Source organism: Microcoleus sp. M2_D5 (assembly GCF_036701935.1).
Lineage (GTDB): Bacteria > Cyanobacteriota > Cyanobacteriia > Cyanobacteriales > Microcoleaceae > Microcoleus.
Genome location: NZ_JAUBRP010000002.1, coordinates 1 through 16,019 on the forward strand (window position 1 = coordinate 1; position 16,019 = coordinate 16,019).

At 45.6% G+C, this 16,019-nt stretch carries 14 protein-coding genes; 7 read left to right on the forward strand and 7 right to left on the reverse strand.

Annotation, left to right across the window (positions count from 1 at the left end):
* Positions 1-129: 129 nt before the first annotated feature.
* The 4 genes from gloA to QUA50_RS00840 form a co-directional block, all read right to left on the reverse strand.
* Positions 130-558 (reverse strand): lactoylglutathione lyase, encoded by a 429-nt coding sequence (gene gloA / locus QUA50_RS00825; protein ID WP_333258477.1) that lies wholly within the window; start codon positions 556-558, stop codon positions 130-132.
* Positions 559-753: 195 nt separating this feature from the next.
* Complete coding sequence (locus tag QUA50_RS00830; protein ID WP_333258479.1) at positions 754-990, reverse strand: hypothetical protein; 237 nt, start codon at positions 988-990, stop codon at positions 754-756.
* Positions 991-1,008: 18 nt separating this feature from the next.
* The gene (locus QUA50_RS00835) at positions 1,009-3,264 is read right to left on the reverse strand and encodes a heavy metal translocating P-type ATPase (RefSeq protein WP_333258481.1); all 2,256 of its coding nucleotides are present in this window, start codon (positions 3,262-3,264) and stop codon (positions 1,009-1,011) included.
* 292 nt (positions 3,265-3,556) lie between these two features.
* Positions 3,557-3,757, reverse strand: a complete 201-nt coding sequence (locus QUA50_RS00840; RefSeq protein ID WP_333258483.1) for a heavy-metal-associated domain-containing protein — start codon at positions 3,755-3,757, stop codon at positions 3,557-3,559.
* A 318-nt stretch (positions 3,758-4,075) separates the two neighbouring features.
* Between QUA50_RS00840 and QUA50_RS00845 the strand changes: the two genes are divergently transcribed.
* The 5 genes from QUA50_RS00845 (at position 4,076) to QUA50_RS00865 (ending at position 11,298) form a co-directional block, all read left to right on the forward strand.
* Positions 4,076-4,807, forward strand: a complete 732-nt coding sequence (locus QUA50_RS00845; RefSeq protein WP_333258485.1) for a DUF305 domain-containing protein — start codon at positions 4,076-4,078, stop codon at positions 4,805-4,807.
* Between the two features lie 348 nt (positions 4,808-5,155).
* Positions 5,156-5,353 (forward strand): hypothetical protein, encoded by a 198-nt coding sequence (locus QUA50_RS00850; RefSeq protein WP_333258487.1) that lies wholly within the window; start codon positions 5,156-5,158, stop codon positions 5,351-5,353.
* A gap of 201 nt (positions 5,354-5,554) precedes the next feature.
* A complete protein-coding gene (locus tag QUA50_RS00855; RefSeq protein WP_333258735.1) occupies positions 5,555-7,396 on the forward strand; it encodes an efflux RND transporter periplasmic adaptor subunit in 1,842 nt (613 codons plus the stop codon).
* Between the two features lie 269 nt (positions 7,397-7,665).
* Positions 7,666-10,779: an efflux RND transporter permease subunit gene (locus tag QUA50_RS00860; RefSeq protein WP_333258489.1), complete on the forward strand. Its 3,114-nt coding sequence runs from the start codon at positions 7,666-7,668 to the stop codon at positions 10,777-10,779.
* Positions 10,780-10,818: 39 nt separating this feature from the next.
* Complete coding sequence (locus tag QUA50_RS00865) at positions 10,819-11,298, forward strand: hypothetical protein (protein ID WP_333258491.1); 480 nt, start codon at positions 10,819-10,821, stop codon at positions 11,296-11,298.
* 114 nt (positions 11,299-11,412) lie between these two features.
* On the opposite strand, the gene QUA50_RS00870 is transcribed toward QUA50_RS00865, so the two are convergent.
* From QUA50_RS00870 to QUA50_RS00880, 3 genes are all read right to left on the reverse strand, one after another.
* Positions 11,413-12,357: an FTR1 family protein gene (locus QUA50_RS00870; protein WP_333258493.1), complete on the reverse strand. Its 945-nt coding sequence runs from the start codon at positions 12,355-12,357 to the stop codon at positions 11,413-11,415.
* An 87-nt stretch (positions 12,358-12,444) separates the two neighbouring features.
* The gene (locus QUA50_RS00875) at positions 12,445-13,473 is read right to left on the reverse strand and encodes a helix-hairpin-helix domain-containing protein (RefSeq protein WP_333258495.1); all 1,029 of its coding nucleotides are present in this window, start codon (positions 13,471-13,473) and stop codon (positions 12,445-12,447) included.
* Positions 13,474-13,637: 164 nt separating this feature from the next.
* Positions 13,638-14,642: a multicopper oxidase domain-containing protein gene (locus QUA50_RS00880; RefSeq protein WP_333258497.1), complete on the reverse strand. Its 1,005-nt coding sequence runs from the start codon at positions 14,640-14,642 to the stop codon at positions 13,638-13,640.
* A 206-nt stretch (positions 14,643-14,848) separates the two neighbouring features.
* On the opposite strand from QUA50_RS00880, the gene rppA reads away from it, so the two are divergent.
* Together rppA and QUA50_RS00890 are read left to right on the forward strand one after the other, a co-directional pair.
* Positions 14,849-15,538, forward strand: a complete 690-nt coding sequence (rppA, locus tag QUA50_RS00885; protein ID WP_333258499.1) for a two-component system response regulator RppA — start codon at positions 14,849-14,851, stop codon at positions 15,536-15,538.
* Positions 15,539-15,699: 161 nt separating this feature from the next.
* Positions 15,700-15,924, forward strand: a complete 225-nt coding sequence (locus tag QUA50_RS00890; protein ID WP_333258501.1) for a hypothetical protein — start codon at positions 15,700-15,702, stop codon at positions 15,922-15,924.
* Positions 15,925-16,019 lie beyond the last annotated feature (95 nt).

Below are 16,019 nucleotides of genomic sequence, written 5' to 3' on the forward strand. Positions count from 1 at the left end.
CGCGAATTAAATAACTTATAATTTTAATTGTTATTGTGGGATGGGCGTCCCGCCCGTCATGAGTGGACGGGCGGGACGCCCATCCCACTTTCAAAAGTGGAAGTTATTTAATTCTCATTCCTAAGAAAGTTAGGATGCGGTAGCCGCACTTACTTTCTGGGTGCTGCTACCTTGATTTTGCAGTTGAATTAATTCAACTTTATATCCATCTGGGTCTTGCACAAAAGCGATGACTGTTGAACCGTGCTTCATCGGGCCGGGTTCGCGACTAACTTTACCGCCGCGAGCTTTGATTTCTTCGCAAGTACCGTAAATGTCGTCAACGCCGATCGCAATATGACCGTAAGCATCCCCTAAATTGTACTGTTCGACGCCCCAGTTGTATGTTAATTCCAAAACTGTAGTGTCGGATTCGTCGCCGTAGCCCACAAAAGCCAGAGTAAATTTACCGTCTGGATAGTCCTTTTGCCGCAGCAATTTCATACCCAGAACCTCAGTGTAAAATTTGAGGGACTCTTCCAGGTTGCCGACTCGGAGCATCGTGTGTAGTAATTGCATTTAGCTCACTCCAAATTTTTTAAGCTTCTTCAATTTTAGCGATATCTTGTTTGATTTGTGGAATAAACTTTTTTTTAATTAACCGCAGAGGACGCAGAGGACACAGAGGAAGAGAAGAGAGACAGAAATACAGAGTTTTATAATTAATGACAGATTGCTAACGCTGCTTTCAGTAGGGGCGGTGGCAAGAGTGCCCTACCGGGTTTTAGCTTTATTTTTACTGAACAAAAACCACCATAGTTCTAAACCAATTAATGTCAATCCACCTGCTGTTACGCCAATTTTTAAACTTAACGGCTGTTCGATATGCGGAAATTGAGCGGTTGAATTGGCAGGAGGGATTGATATTTGATTTGCTCTAACTCCCGATGCAATTCCGAGCATAATTCCTAAACTCGCGAGACTTCCCGAAATTTGACGATGGTGTAACATTTTCTCATTCCTTCAAATTTATGCACTAGATTTGGCGTGAAAATTCCGCAAGCGCAAAGCATTAGTAACTACAGAGACTGAACTAAAAGCCATTGCTGCACCGGCGATAATTGGATTTAGCAGCCAGCCAAAAATGGGGTACAAAAGGCCCGCCGCGATCGGTATTCCAGCGATGTTGTAAATAAACGCAAAAAACAGATTTTCGCGGATGTTCCGCATGGTGGCGCGGGAAAGTTTAATGGCTGTAACTATGCCTTGCAAATCTCCTGAAATTAAGGTAATGTCGCTGGCTGCGATCGCCACATCTGTGCCGGTACCGATCGCAATTCCCACATCTGCTACAGCCAAAGCCGGCGCATCGTTAATTCCGTCTCCCACCATCGCGACAATTTTTCCTCCCCCTTGCAGGGCTTGGATTTGAGCTGCTTTTTGGTCGGGTCTAACTTCGGCAAAAATGCGAGTAATGCCGACGGATCGGGCGATCGACTCCGCAGTCGCGCGATTGTCCCCAGTCAGCATCGCCACGTCCAAACCGAGTTTTTGCAGCGCTTTCACCGCCTGCGCCGACGACGGTTTGAGGGCATCAGCAATGCCCAGAATTGCCTCTATTTTGCCCTCTACAGCCATCCAAACAACCGTTTTGCTCGCCGCTTCCAAAGCTCTCGCCCGCAGTTCCAGATATTCAGTATCGCAGCCTAGTTCCTGCATCCACCTCAGCGTTCCCAGGGCGATCGACTTTCCGCCTACAACCCCGCGCACGCCGCTTCCCGCGATCGCCTCAAAATCCTTAACATCCGTCAACTTAACCTCTTGTGATTGAGCGTATCTAACAACAGCTTCCCCCAAAGGATGCTCCGAATTGCGCTCTACAGACGCCGCCAATTGCAGCAACTTTAACTCATTGCTATTCGCCGTTCCTTTAATTGTCACAAAATCAGTTACAGTCGGCTTGCCTTCAGTAAGAGTCCCAGTTTTATCTAACACGATAATTTGGATTTTGTGAGCCAATTCTAAACTCTCGGCTCCTTTAATTAAAATCCCATTTTCTGCACCTTTCCCAGTTCCCACCATCACAGCAGTCGGAGTCGCCAAACCCAAAGCGCAGGGACAGGCAATAATCAGAACTTCCACCATTGTCACTGTGGCTAGAGTGAAATTTCCAGTCGCGTTAAACCAGATAATGAAAGTAGCTAAAGCGATGGCAATTACTGCGGGAACAAACCAACCAGTCACTTGGTCTGCTAACTTTTGAATCGGTGCTTTTGAACCCTGTGCGTCCTGCACCATCTTGACAATTTGAGCTAAAAATGTATCTTTACCAACTCTTGTCGCCCGAAACTTGAAGCTGCCAGTTTTGTTAATTGTGGCTCCGATAACTTCGTCGCCAAGCTGCTTTTTGACAGCCAAACTTTCTCCCGTAACCATTGCTTCGTCTACTGTGGAAGAGCCATCAATTACCTCTCCATCTACGGGGATTTGCTCTCCCGGCCGCACCTGCACGATGTCGCCAATTTCCACTTTGGCTAATGGCACTTCCAACTCTTCCCCGTTGCGAACGATCCGAGCCGTTTTTGCTTGCAAACCCATGAGTTTGCGAATGGCTTCGGAAGTCTCTCCCTTCGCCCGATTTTCTAGGGTTTTTCCCAACAAAATTAAGGCGATAACGCTAGCGGCAACTTCGTAGTAAACGCCAGAATTTAAACCTTTAGCGGTAAATAAACCTGGGAAAAATGTCACAAATACAGAATAAAAGTAAGCAGCACTCGTTCCCAAAGCAATCAGGGTATCCATTGTTGCTACACGCCGTTTTAGGGATTTCCAAGCTCCTACATAAAACGATTTGCCGCACCAAAATTGTACGGGGGATGTCAGGACTAATTGCAGCCAATAATTGTGCAGCCATGCGGGAATAAATGGCAGGTGCAAACCGGTCATCGCTGGAATAGCGCCCACCACTAGCAGGATGCTGATGATACCTGCTGTCCAGAGTTTCCGCTGCAAGGTTTGAGATTCAGATTTGCGATCGGCTTGTTCGGAATCATCCTCTGGCGCCGCCATTTCTGGAAGCGGCAAAGCTTCGTATCCCGCATCATCAACAGCAGATTGAATTGTTTCTAAGTCGGTTTGCTTGGAGTCGTATTGGATGGTTGCTTGTTCCATCCCAAAATTTACCTGACACTCAATTACGCCGGGAACAGATTGAATTGCTTGTTCGACAGAGGCAGCACAAGAAGCACAACTCATGCCCCGCAATTTAAGTGTGAGATTGTCCATAGATGCCCTCCTAACTTATAAAGTTACCTTCTGTCTTCAAATGACCGAAAGCCCCCGGATTCATCCGTCCAGAAATAAAAAACCTGTATCCGAGAAAATTGCCCCCCGAATTTATCCGTAGGGTCAATGCTTCAATCTAAAATCTAAAATCTAAAATCTAAAATCGATTGACCTCGCCTAAAAACGGATAACGTGCGACGTACTCCTGTCGTGGAGAATCAAAAATTTTAGACTCTTGTCAAATCTCCCAGATTCAAAGCTGCAAGTAAATCTCAAATCTCAAATCTAAAATCTAAAATTGACTTGTTGGATAGCCAGCAGATGCGATCGCTTTCCTAACTTCACTTTCTGACTTAGCGGTTTGAATCGTGACCAATTTTGTCTTGAGATCCGCCTCAACGGTTGAGGCTGAGTCAATAGCTTGGACTGCTTTTGCGATCGTAGTCGCACAAGCGGAACAAGCCATCTTAGGAACTTTTAGCTGTAAAGTCATAGTTTGAACCTCACCAGAAACTGCTCTGCTCCATAAATGAATTAACTTTATTGTAAAGTCTCCAGTACACTGGAGAGTCAAGGGGAATTGCAAAATAAATCAGGAATTATGAAAAAAGTGGTTTGACACGCTACCGATATGGGTAAGGCGCGCACTGTGTACATACATAATTCGGTTGTGAGTTCTGTAAATCTTAACTTTGAGTGCGATCGACGGCACAGCAATAATTTTTTACCAGTTCGCCACAAAAATTTCATCCTAATTTCATTTATATGTGAAAAGCTGAAAATAAATGGCCATTTTAAGGATATAAGCTCTATGAAACCAATTTCATTGAAAACAGGCTTGGCAGCGCTGATGTTGACCGCCACAGCCGCTTTTACCAGTGGAGTGCTTGCAGCTTGTTCAAATGCCCCTTCCAGTGAAACTCCCGCCCCAAATGTTACGGCTGCAACCGAAGCAAACAAGAAGCAAGACGCGGTACAAGGCGGTGGCATGGGTGGCATGAATCATGGCATGAATCATGGGATGAATCACGATATGTCAATGGATTTAGGCCCTGCTGATGCCGACTACGATTTGCGATTTATTGATGGCATGACCGTACACCATCAAGGTGCTGTAAACATGGCTCAAGATGTGCTTAAACAATCCAAACGCCCGGAAATGAAAAAACTTGCCACTGATATAATTGCTGCTCAAAACCGCGAAATAAATCAAATGAAAGAGTGGCGCAAAACTTGGTATCCCAAAGCCAGCAGTACGCCGATGGCTTATCACCCTCAAATGGGTCACATGATGGCAATGACTCCCGAACAAATGCAAAGCATGATGATGAGCATGGATTTAGGGGCCGGTGACGACAAATTTGACTTGCGGTTTATCAATGCGATGATTCCCCACCACGAAGGAGCTTTAGTGATGGCCCAAGATGCTTTAAAGAAGTCAAAACGCCCAGAGATGAAGAAATTAGCTCAAGAAATTCTGACTTCGCAAAAGCAAGAAATTGAGCAAATGAAACAGTGGCGGCAAGCTTGGTATAAACAGTAATTTAGCTCACCTCAACAAAACGTGACCCAAATCTATAAAATGAGTGACATTAATCACAGTAGCTCAATAGTTAAGAAAATACTTGGTTCACAAAAGCAAGAAATTGAGCAAATGAAACAGTGGTGGCAACCTTGATAGACAAAGTAATGTAGCTCGACTGGGGCTGTCAGCATTTGTCTGACTCCACCTCAGTTTCCTGAGAATACCCAAACATACTGTAGGTAATTGAGCAGCCCTATCTCTAAAGTAGTAAAAAGTTACGTAATAATACTGTAGACACTCGATCTTGTCTACCTCTAAAGTAGTATGCAAGTCAGTAGAAAGCTATATAGATAGAGAGGGTAGTGTATGATATTAAATAGCTTGGAATTAAACACCACTTATAAGTCAAATGCAGCCGTAGATGAGTTACTGAGCGCATTGACAAAAGAAATTGCAGCGCCAGCAGAGATAAAAAACCCGGAAAAAAATCTACAGAAAAATCGCTTGTCATTAGGCGCAACTTATCTTCATATTTTAGAATCGGGCGGGCATCTGGGCTGCTGAGGCGAAATTTCATCCTAATTTCATTTGACCGTGAAATACTAGGTTGAGTAGAGCATTTCTAGCTCTCGGTCATTGCTTAGCGGTCGCTTCTTGGAAAATGCTAATAAGTAACTTTACTTAATGGTATCACTTACTTACCTTGGCAAAATACCAACCGCTAAACCTGTGGCACTCAACCTGATTTCAAGGACAATGCCAACGATGATATTCCACAAATATGCTCAATGTCCGGCAATTATTAGCAGCTTTTCGGGAAGTTTGTTCAGCGTAATTTTGCTAAGTTCTCCTGCTGCTGTTTTTGCCCACGCTGGCCACGGAAATGAATTTCACCATAGCGGCGAAACAACTCAAACTCCTGCTGCTATTTCTGTAGATGCCGAAACAGCAAAACGGTTAGGAATTAAAATCTCCCCTGCCACGCGCCAGAGACTAGATATCGGCATTAAAACTACTGGACAAATTGAAACTTTGCCCAACCAAAAAGTAGAAGTGACGGCTCCTGTTGCTGGGAAAGTAGTAGAGTTGCTGGTTAAGCCAGGAGACAAAGTTTCAAAAGGTCAACCGCTGGCGGTATTATCGAGTTCAGAATTAGGACAATTGCGGGTTGAATCTCTCTCGAAACAGGCCGAAGCTGAGGCAGATTTGCAGCAGGCGGAAGGAGATTTCAAATTAGCACGAGAAAATTACGATCGCCAAAGTCAAATATCCGCCGCAGAAATCGCCCAAGCCCAAACCCAATTGACAGCGGTAACTAAGCAGTACCAGCGAGAACAAGAATTAGTAAACAAGCGTTCCGTGGTGCAAGCCGCTCAAGAAAACTATCAGCGTCAAGTCGAAATAGCGCAAGCCGAAATAGCGCGGGCAGAAACAGAATTAACTGTTGCTAAAGAACAGTTCGATCGCGATCGAGAATTAGTGGCATCAGGGGCGATCGCGCGGCGCACAATGCTGGAATCGCAAGCCCACTTCGCCGAAGCACAAGCCGCTGTTGCTAAAGCAAAAAGCCGTCCTGAAGTTATCAAAGCCCAAACCGACATTAAACAAGCCGAAGTAGACCTGCCGATGCGGGAATTGCGGGAATCTCAAAGCAGAGTAGCAGAAGCAAAAGCTCAACTTACCAGAGCTCAGAGTCGCCGGGAACTCCTAGAAGCCGAGAACCAAGTCAAACGCGGCAAAACTGCGGTAGAAGTCGCTCAGTCGCGCATTCGCTTGGCTGATGCAGCCTATCAAGCGCGACTGCAACAATTAGGAACTGTTGCCAACGATCGAGGACTCGTTACCGTAGTTGCGCCGATTTCCGGGACGGTAGCCGATCGCTTCATCACCCCAGGAGAGTCAGTAAACGCTGAAAAATCGTTGATGAGTCTGTTAAATGACAGCCGCGTTTTTGCCACAGCCAATATTTACGAAAAAGACCTGAATCAAGTAAAACAGGGTCAGGAAGTCAGGGTAAAAGTCGCTAATTTACCCGATCGCACTTTCAATGGAAAAATCGCCTTAATTGGGTCATCCGTGTCAGGAGAAACGCGGGTTGTGCCGGTGAAAGCAGAACTAGATAATATTAACGGCGAATTAAAGCCCGGACTGTTTGCGGAGTTGGAGATTTTAACAGACAAAACTGCCACAAATATTTTAGCAATTCCGAGTGCGGCGGTAGTGGATGTTAGCGGTAAAAAAACCGTTTACGTCCAAAATGGCAATGCTTATCAAGCGGTTGAAATTGAACTCGGTAAAACTGCGGGAGATTTAGTTGAAGTGAAGAGGGGTTTATTCGAGGGAGATTTGATAGTAACGCAGCGAGCACCTCAACTTTACGCACAATCTTTGCGCGGCGGCGGCAAGCCCTCAAAAGGCGAGGAAAATCCCAAGATAACAGGGGTTAAGCTTAACAGTTTTCCCGTGCCTTTGTGGGCGGGAATTGGGGGAGGAATGGCGATCGCATCTATGACTTTTGCAGCCGGGGTTTGGTGGGGAAATCGGCGCGAAGAAAGTTCGGCAGCGGATTTTGTAACGGATGTAACGGATCTTAGGAAGAAAGCATAATGCTGCAATTAGTAAGGTGCGTCGCTGCAAGATTGTCGCTTTTTTTGAGAATTATAGATAGCGACGCACCCTACAACTATGCCCAATTACCAAATTATTAGTGCGTCGCTGCAAGATTGTCGCTTTTTTTGAGAATTATAGATAGCGACGCACCCTACAACTATGCCCAATTACCAAATTATTAGTGCGTCGCTGCGAGATTGTCGCTTTTTTTGAGAATTATAGATGGCGACGCACCCTACAACTATGCCCAATTACCAAATTATTAAATGTTCAGCACTATTCTTAGATGGGTAATTAACCGCCGCTGGCTAGTCGTTATCGCTACCATTATTATTAGTCTTTGGACATTGTATATCATCCCCCAAATGTCCCTTGATGTCTTCCCGCCTTTTGCACCCCCGCAGGTGGAAATTCAGACGGAAGCACCGGGCCTCGCGCCGGAAGAAATCGAGTCTTTGGTAACACTGCCAATTGAAAGTGCGATTAACGGAACTCCTGGGGTGACAGCAGTGCGATCGTCTTCCGCTGTGGGCCTTTCTTCGGTTAAGGTAATCTTTGATTGGGGAACTGAAATTTATCAAGCGCGGCAGTTGATAACAGAAAGGTTGCAGCAAGCTCAAAGCAAACTCCCGGCGGGGGTAGAAACGCCGCAAATTTCTCCGACAACTTCTCCTGTCGGTACTGTTATTACCTATGCTTTTACCTCGGAAACTACTCCTTTGATGGAAGTGCGCCGTCTGGTTGATTGGCAAGTCACAAATCGGCTTTTGGCAGTGACTGGTGTTGCTCAAGTGGTGGCTTACGGAGGCGAAGAAAGGCAGTATCAAGTATTAGTAGAACCTGCTAAGTTGAAAGCTTTTAATGTTTCGTTGCAGCAAGTAGCTGAAGCGGCGGCTGCTGCGAATGTTAACGCGCCGGGGGGGTATTTAATTACCCCCGATCGAGAAACTTTAATCCGGGGGGTGGGGCGGATTGAGTCTCTGGAAGATTTGCAGCAATCGGCGATCGACTCTCGCCACGGAACGCCCGTGAGAATTGGTGATGTTGCTGATGTCAAGATTGGTGCTGCTATCAAGCGGGGCGATGGCAGTTTTAACGGCAAAAAAGCTGTGATTGTGATGGTAAACAGACAGCCAGTTGCTGATACTCCGACGGTAACGAAAGCGGTTGAGGCGGCAATGACTGAGGTGCAGGAAGCTCTGCCAAAAGATATTAAAGTTACTGTGACTTTTCGACAGGAAGAATATATCAATTCTTCGGTGGAGAATGTGCGATCGGCTTTAGTAGAAGGCAGCATCATCGTCACCCTGATTCTCATCCCGTTTTTGATGAATTGGCGGACTCTGGCGGTTGTTTTGCTGGATTTCTTTCTGACTTGGCTGTTGGCGCTGCTGGCGATGTATTGGCTGGGGCTGGGGCTGAATACGATGACTTTGGGGGGTTTGTCGGTGGCGATCGGCACTGCGATCGACGATGCGATCGTCTATGCCGAAAATACCTACCGCAATTTGAGAGAAAATACGTCTTCTCTTCATCCTCGCCCGGTGATGGATGTGATTTTTGATGGCAGTGAGGAGGTGCGCGATTCGTTAATTGGAGCGACTGTTATTGGGATTGTTGTTTTTTCTCCAATTTTTACTTTGCCCGGTGTAGAAGGTCGGATTTTTACGCCGATGGGGATTACTTATTTGGTAGTTGTTGTGATTTCTAGTCTGGAATCGCTGTTAATATCTCCGGCCCTTTGTGCTATCTTGTTGCCTAACAAACGCATGAGTGCTGCGGAACCTTGGCTGCCGAGATTTTGCAAGAAAATGTATCATTTTTCGATAAATTTGTCAATGCGCTATTCTGGGATTATATTAGCTTTAGCTGCTGCTAGCATGGTGGCTGCATTAATTATCTTGCCTTCCTTTGGACGGGTGTTTTTGCCGGAGTTTCAGGAGCAAACTTTGGTGAATACTATTCAGCTTTATCCGGGGGTGTCTTTGGAGACAACAGATAGCGCGGCTTTTGCTATTGAAGATGCACTTCAGGATGATAGCAGGTTTGAATACGTGCAAGTGCGATCGGGCAGAGCTCCAGGAGATGCTGATGCTGCGGGAGTTAATTTGGCTCACATTGATATCGGTTTGAGCGAAGAGGGCATGAAAAACCGGCCGCAAACTTTGGAGTCGCTGCGGCAGGAGTTTGGTAAATTGCCGGGAGTTGCACCAAATATCGGCGGTTTTATTTCTCACCGGATGGATGAGGTTTTATCTGGTGTCAGAAGTCAGATTGCTGTCAAAATCTTTGGCCCCGATTTGGATCGGCTTCGCAGCATCGGTGCCCAAGTTGAAGAGCAAATGAAAACAGTGGAAGGCATTGTGGATTTGCAACTCGAACCGCAGGTGCCAGTGCAACAAATTCAAATTAAGTTTAACCGTCAAGCTGCGGGTAGATACGGTTTAAAAATCGGAGAACTTTCGGAAATAATTGAGACAGCTTTAAACGGCAAAGTTGTTTCTCAAGTTTTGGAGGTGCAGCAAACTTTTGATTTAGTTGTTTGGTTGCAGCCTCAAGCCCGAAATAACTTAGAAACTATTCAGAATTTGTTGGTTGATACTCCCAGCGGTAACAAGATTCCCCTCGCCCAAGTTGCGACTGTTAAATACGGTACGGGGCCCAATACGATTAACCGCGAGAATGTTTCTCGCTTGATTGTAGCGGCGGCTAATGCTAAAGGTCGAGATTTGCGATCGGTTGTGAATGAAATTCAAGCTAAAGTCAAAGGAGAGGTGCAGTTGCCTTTTGGCTATTTTATCCAGTACGGCGGTCAATTTGAAGCCGAGCAAAGAGCTTCGCAAAATATTATGATATTTAGTGCGATCGCCTTTTTGGTAATTACTGTATTGATGTACTTGTCCGTCAAGTCAATTCCTTCAACTGCTATGATTATGATTAATTTGCCGATCGGCTTAGTGGGAGGAGTAATTGCGGTAGCTTTGACGGGCGGCATCATCTCTGTTGCTTCTTTAGTTGGCTTTGTTACATTATTCGGCGTTGCCACCCGCAACGGCTTGTTATTAGTAGACAACTACAACACTAAATTTGCTGAAGGACTGCCTTTTAAGGAAGCAATTATTAAAGGTTCGATGGAACGGCTCAACGCCATCCTGATGACCGCTTTAACTTCAGCTTTGGGTTTAGCACCTTTAGTATTTGAAGGCGGGGCGGGCAAGGAAATTTTGCAACCGCTGTCAGTCGTAGTTTTAGGAGGATTGTTTACTTCTACAGCCTTAACTCTGTTAGTTTTGCCCGCTTTGTATGCTCAATTTGGGCATTTTTTACGACCTCAACAACCTCAGCCAGTTATTGAAGATGGAAAGGTAGTTAATGTGTGATATTTTCCAATTATTGTCAGTCAGCAAGGAGTCAAACCAATGAAATCGCTTAAGTCAAATTTAATTGTTCTAGGTAGTGTTGGATTCCTGTTTTTGGGAGCTTGCAGTCAAGGCAACCAAGCAAGCGATACAAATAGTAGTCCAGCATCCTCTCCTGTCGCCTCTCAACCTGCGTCTTCTGCTCCCGCCGCTGCTCCTGGAAAAGCAACTCAAGGGGGGCAAGTTGTAGAGTCTGGAGCTTACCATTTAGAGTTTGTACCTTACAAAGAAGCTACCGGAACTCATTTAGATGTTTTTTTGCAAAAAGGAGAGAAAAAGGAACCAGTTGCTAACGCGAAAGTGACGGCTCAAGTGCAGTTGCCGAATGGAAAGCAGCAAACCCTAGCTCTCAAGTATGATGCTGAGGGCAAACATTACGCTGTGTTGTTTCCCGGCAATGATCCCGGTCAGTATCCAGTAAAAGTGACTGCGGATATTAACGGAGAAAAAGTTGACGGGCGTTTTAGCTTCAATCAATAGATGGCTGATTTCCTAATGCGCTCTAACTTATGGGCGCATTAATTATTAGCAACAAACAACTGCCTCTTGCATTTCCGCTAAAAAGCCGATCGCGTTTCGATCGCACTTTATTTCCTATTTTATTCCCTGAGTTTTTTTAAACGGGAAAAACACTCGACCTGCCAAACTTTGTAAGTAAATGCCGCCGACGGTAATTAAAAAGACGAAATAGGCGATCGCCTGCACCACATAAAGCTTGTCCGTGTAGCCAAACAGCGCACTCAACAGCAAACCGGGAAACTTGTCTTCTGGAACCAGTTTCGAGGTATTCCAGACCATTGGGCCGAGAATGCAAGAGTGGATTTTAGTAAATCTTTCGTAATAGAAACACAGCGCTGCTGACTCGCGATTTGTTTGCGATAAAATATTCACCGCGCTGTCAAAAAGTCCCAAGGTAGATACCACTAAACCCGCTACAATGAAGAGCAATAAAATGCCCATATATTTGAAAAACAGGCGGATATTAATTTTGACTCCCCATTTAAACAGCAGGACACCAAGTGCGGTGGCTGAGAGAATACCCGCCAAAGCGCCGAACGCCGGAATAATGCCTTGTTGAAACTTGGCAACGACAAACAAAACGGTTTCAAATCCTTCGCGTAAAACGGCAATCAAAACTAAACTAAATACGCCCCAGCCGGCATGAGAGTTTTGCGTTAAGGCGGCACTCACAGCGCCTTCGACTTCGGCTTTCATAAATCGCGCTTGTTTGGTCATCCAAATCAGCATCCAGCTCAGCATTGCGATAGCTAAAACTCCAAAGATTGCCTCTAGCAGCGACTCCATAATCGGTGCAAAAGGCTGATTGGATGCGGACAAAATTTGAATTGTCCAGCCGAACATTACACCTATCAAAGCGCTGGCAATAAGTCCAACACCAACTCCACCGAAAACCCAAGGATTTAAATAACTTTGTCCTGATTTTTTGAGGCAAGCGAGAACGATTCCGACAACTAAGGCGGCTTCGACTCCTTCGCGGAGAGTAATTACAAAGGTGGGCAATGCTTCGCCAAAATTCATTTTTTTATGGTGGGAATGGGACTGGTTAAGGAGCGAGGTAATTGGCAGATTATTTACCAATTACCGCTCTTGATGAGAGTGATATTTTTAAGATGCGGGTTTGAGAACTTTTTGGCTGTCGGTTTCGATCTTTTTAACTAGCTGGTTGACTTGTTCGGTTGTTTTGACGGGGGCAGGGGGTGCGATCGCAGTTGGCCAATTTGTCTTCAGTTCCGTCATGTTTGCAACAATTGCTTTGTCAATTTCGGGGCTGGTTTTAGCCACTTGCTCGGCTATATCTTTGTACAGCATTTCCGCGTACATGACAAAACCCCGCGAATCTTGATATTCAATAATTGCGGAAATTTTGCCGTTAGCAACTGCCGCACCGTATTCGGAATTAGCTGTATCTAGCAAGCCGTTAATCACTTGCAGCACGAATTTCGGATCTTTTCGCTGCGCTTCGGGAAGGGCGGCAATTGCTCCGTCCACTGCTTTCATTGATGTGTCAAATTCCGCATTAACTTGAGCCGGATCTTTTGCACCTGCTTTAACTAAATCCTGCAATTTAATTAAAGTAGTCTTAAATTCGGGAATTTTACGCTCGTTTAGCTGATCTTCCACATCTGCATAAATTTCTTCGACTGGATGGCCGATGTGCGGTTCTGCTTGGTCGGGTTTGCCTTGATCCAAGAGTTCTTTTGCTACGATAAGATGCCCTTTCATCAAGCCGAGTTTAGTCATGTAGTCTACATCTTTTGGTTCCCCTGTCAGCACCACGTTTTCAATAGTTACCAAGTCTTTGATTTGGTCGAATTGGGCTTGAGTAATGACATTTTTTGAGACTAATTCTTCAACTTTGCCGTAAGGACGGCTGGCTTGAATTTTGTTAGAAAGTGCCGGCACTCCTAACTTGGCTTCGAGTTGATCTAACTCTGAAAGAATGGCAGTATTGATGTTGATGCCGCCTTTGCCGCCGTGATGCCCGCTGTGACCGCTTGTGGATGCGGGACTGGCTGTAGCAGCCGGTGAGGTGGTGCTGTCGGTGTTGCTGGTTGTGGGGGAAGCGCAACCAGCCAGAGCAACGAGGATGGCTGTAGCAGTGACTGTAGGTAATAAACGAAATGTGGATAACATGGCAGTTGCTAATTTTTACGTTCTGTGCATTTGGTTTCGCAAGTTATTAAGAAAAATTCTCAATTATTTGCGAGCTATTCATTCTACCTATTTGCGATCGATCTTGTCAAATAATTTCATACTTTCTTTATTTGAATCGGCGCACCGTGGTAGCAGGATTTGAGTTAAGCGATGACTTCAAATACACCCATGCAGCCTGCTTCGGCGATATCATCTTGATGGGGATGAAACATAAATTTTCCAGCGTAGCCGTAGGTAAATTCTAAAATATGTCTTTCAGCTACTCCCATTGTGATTACATCGGTTCTTTCACCGGGAGTCAAAGTCATTCCTGTGCGATATACGTCAAAAAAGTTGGCGTGCAGGTGAAAAGTCACTGCCGCTTCGTACTCAATCATGTTGAGAACGTAAAGCCGGATTAGCTGATTTCGGTAAATAGGGATCGGGTTGTTCATGTAATAATTGGGCAACCCGTTAAAAGCGTATAGTTCGTTTTTTTTGTCGTCGTTTACATCGTATCCTGCCATGATTAACAAGATTTCATCGGCGGGAGGGCGGGGTTTTGGCGGATCGATGATGAACATTCCATAGAGTCCTTTACCTATATGACGACTTACAGGCTCAATATGGCAGTGATAGAGATGCACTCCGTAGGGATTGGCATCGAATTCATAAATAAATACCGAACCGTGTTTCACTGGTTTAACGCCATCCATTTCGCTCGTATGAACGCCGTGAAAGTGCAGCGAATGAGAATCCCCGGCTTTGTTATAAAAAATGACGCGGATACGATCGCCCTCAGTTGCCCTCAATGTCGGCCCCGGCACGCGATTGTTCACGTTCCAGGTGTTGAAGGTGACGGCGCTGTTAAGTTGGACGATCGAAGTATTAGCTTCCAGGCGAAATTCCCGTACCGTGCGCCCGTTTTCGCGCGTCACCGTGCCGTAATCAAAATCCCGCGCAATTTGCATCGGGTTGATATTGCTGACGGTGAGTGCATCTGCGGGCATGGGCGGTATTCTCGCGACGGATGTCGGTTTGCGAGTCAAGTGTTGAAGTGCGATCGCGCCCCCCGCTACCCCAGCACCAGCTATTCCTAGCTGTAGCAGTTGGCGGCGACTCCAGCGCCCCGGCTTTTTCATGGGGGGACGATCGGATAAATCTGTCATAGTTATTGAAAAATATTATCAAAAATTTGATTGCGTTTGAGTATAAGACATTTCCCGCTTGTTGTCAATTTTTGTCAACAGTCATTTTTTTGTGCGACATTAGAAAACTTCATGCTGATTTCATCTCAGTATGTGATGTTAGATGTTGGGGTAGATGCTGCCGATCGCTAACAATGTATAAAGATTTACCGCTATAAATTAGAGTTATGAGAGTTTTGCTAGTTGAAGATGAGCCCGATTTAGGGAAAGCGATCGAGCGAACCTTAAAGCAGGAAAAATATATAGTTGATTGGGCCCTAGATGGCAGTGAAGCTTGGGAATATTTAGACAGCCAGTGGACGCAATACACCCTCGCTATTTTTGACTGGTTGCTACCAGGATTGTCAGGATTGGAACTGCTGCGGAGATTGCGTGCTAAAGATAGCGCCCTGCCCGTATTGATGCTGACAGCAAAAGACCGAATGGAAGATAAAGTTGCGGGACTAGATGCCGGGGCTGACGATTATTTAGTCAAGCCGTTTGGGATGGCGGAACTGTTAGCAAGATTGCGGGCTTTGCAAAGGCGATCGCCCCAAATTAAACCGCAACAGCTACAAGTAGGAAATCTGGTTTTGGACTGCGGATCTCGAACTGTGCGCCATCTCGATCGAAGTGGCAACAGCCAGATAATTTCTCTGACAAACAAAGAGTTTCAACTGCTAGAATATTTTATGAAACATCCAAACCAAATTATCACCACTGACCAAATTCGGAATCAGCTATGGGAGGCTAGTGCAGATACCTTTAGCAATGTGGTAGCAGCTCAAGTGCGCTTGCTGCGGCGCAAACTTGAGTCGGTGGGCGGCACGAATTTAATTGAAACCGTTCACGGCGTCGGATACCGCATGAGAAATTAAAGTAGGGCGGGAACTCCGGCCCCACCCCTCATCCCCACAAAAAAATTTATTTAATTTTTGTGGAACAGGCCGAAAAGCCTGTTCTTAAGCATTCTACGGGTTCCCAGCCCGAATCTGGGAACCCGTAGAATATAGAAAACTCGATCGGAAAAATGACTGCCATGAAAGATTTAATCCAACAAGAGTTAGAAAAGCTCGATATAGAACAACTCAAACAAGTATTTGAATTTATTGCTTTCCTGAAATTTCGTGCCAAATTAGTTACTATTCCAGCAATCGATGAAACTAACTTAGCTGCACTCTACAGCGAATTTGCCGAAGAAGACCGACAACTTGCGGAACTCGGAATGAGCGAATATGCAGAACTCCTAAAACATGAAAATTAACTGGTTTCCAGGCTCTGCCTGGAAATCCATTTACCGAGGCTCTGCCTCGAAGATACTCCCTGGAAATTGGAGGCAGAGCCTCCGGATCTGCGTTA

Bases quoted from the DNA above. Each gene is read 5' to 3' on its own strand.
- QUA50_RS00860 (WP_333258489.1), top strand. From the start codon at position 7,666: ATGTTCAGCACTATTCTTAGATGGGTAATTAACCGCCGCTGGCTAGTC.
- QUA50_RS00870 (WP_333258493.1), bottom strand. From the start codon at position 12,357: ATGAATTTTGGCGAAGCATTGCCCACCTTTGTAATTACTCTCCGCGAA.
- QUA50_RS00875 (WP_333258495.1), bottom strand. From the start codon at position 13,473: ATGTTATCCACATTTCGTTTATTACCTACAGTCACTGCTACAGCCATC.
- QUA50_RS00865 (WP_333258491.1), top strand. From the start codon at position 10,819: ATGAAATCGCTTAAGTCAAATTTAATTGTTCTAGGTAGTGTTGGATTC.
- QUA50_RS00835 (WP_333258481.1), bottom strand. From the start codon at position 3,264: ATGGACAATCTCACACTTAAATTGCGGGGCATGAGTTGTGCTTCTTGT.
- gloA (WP_333258477.1), bottom strand. From the start codon at position 558: ATGCAATTACTACACACGATGCTCCGAGTCGGCAACCTGGAAGAGTCC.
- QUA50_RS00840 (WP_333258483.1), bottom strand. From the start codon at position 3,757: ATGACTTTACAGCTAAAAGTTCCTAAGATGGCTTGTTCCGCTTGTGCG.
- QUA50_RS00850 (WP_333258487.1), top strand. From the start codon at position 5,156: ATGATATTAAATAGCTTGGAATTAAACACCACTTATAAGTCAAATGCA.
- QUA50_RS00855 (WP_333258735.1), top strand. From the start codon at position 5,555: ATGATATTCCACAAATATGCTCAATGTCCGGCAATTATTAGCAGCTTT.
- QUA50_RS00880 (WP_333258497.1), bottom strand. From the start codon at position 14,642: ATGACAGATTTATCCGATCGTCCCCCCATGAAAAAGCCGGGGCGCTGG.
- QUA50_RS00845 (WP_333258485.1), top strand. From the start codon at position 4,076: ATGAAACCAATTTCATTGAAAACAGGCTTGGCAGCGCTGATGTTGACC.
- rppA (WP_333258499.1), top strand. From the start codon at position 14,849: ATGAGAGTTTTGCTAGTTGAAGATGAGCCCGATTTAGGGAAAGCGATC.
- QUA50_RS00890 (WP_333258501.1), top strand. From the start codon at position 15,700: ATGAAAGATTTAATCCAACAAGAGTTAGAAAAGCTCGATATAGAACAA.
- QUA50_RS00830 (WP_333258479.1), bottom strand. From the start codon at position 990: ATGTTACACCATCGTCAAATTTCGGGAAGTCTCGCGAGTTTAGGAATT.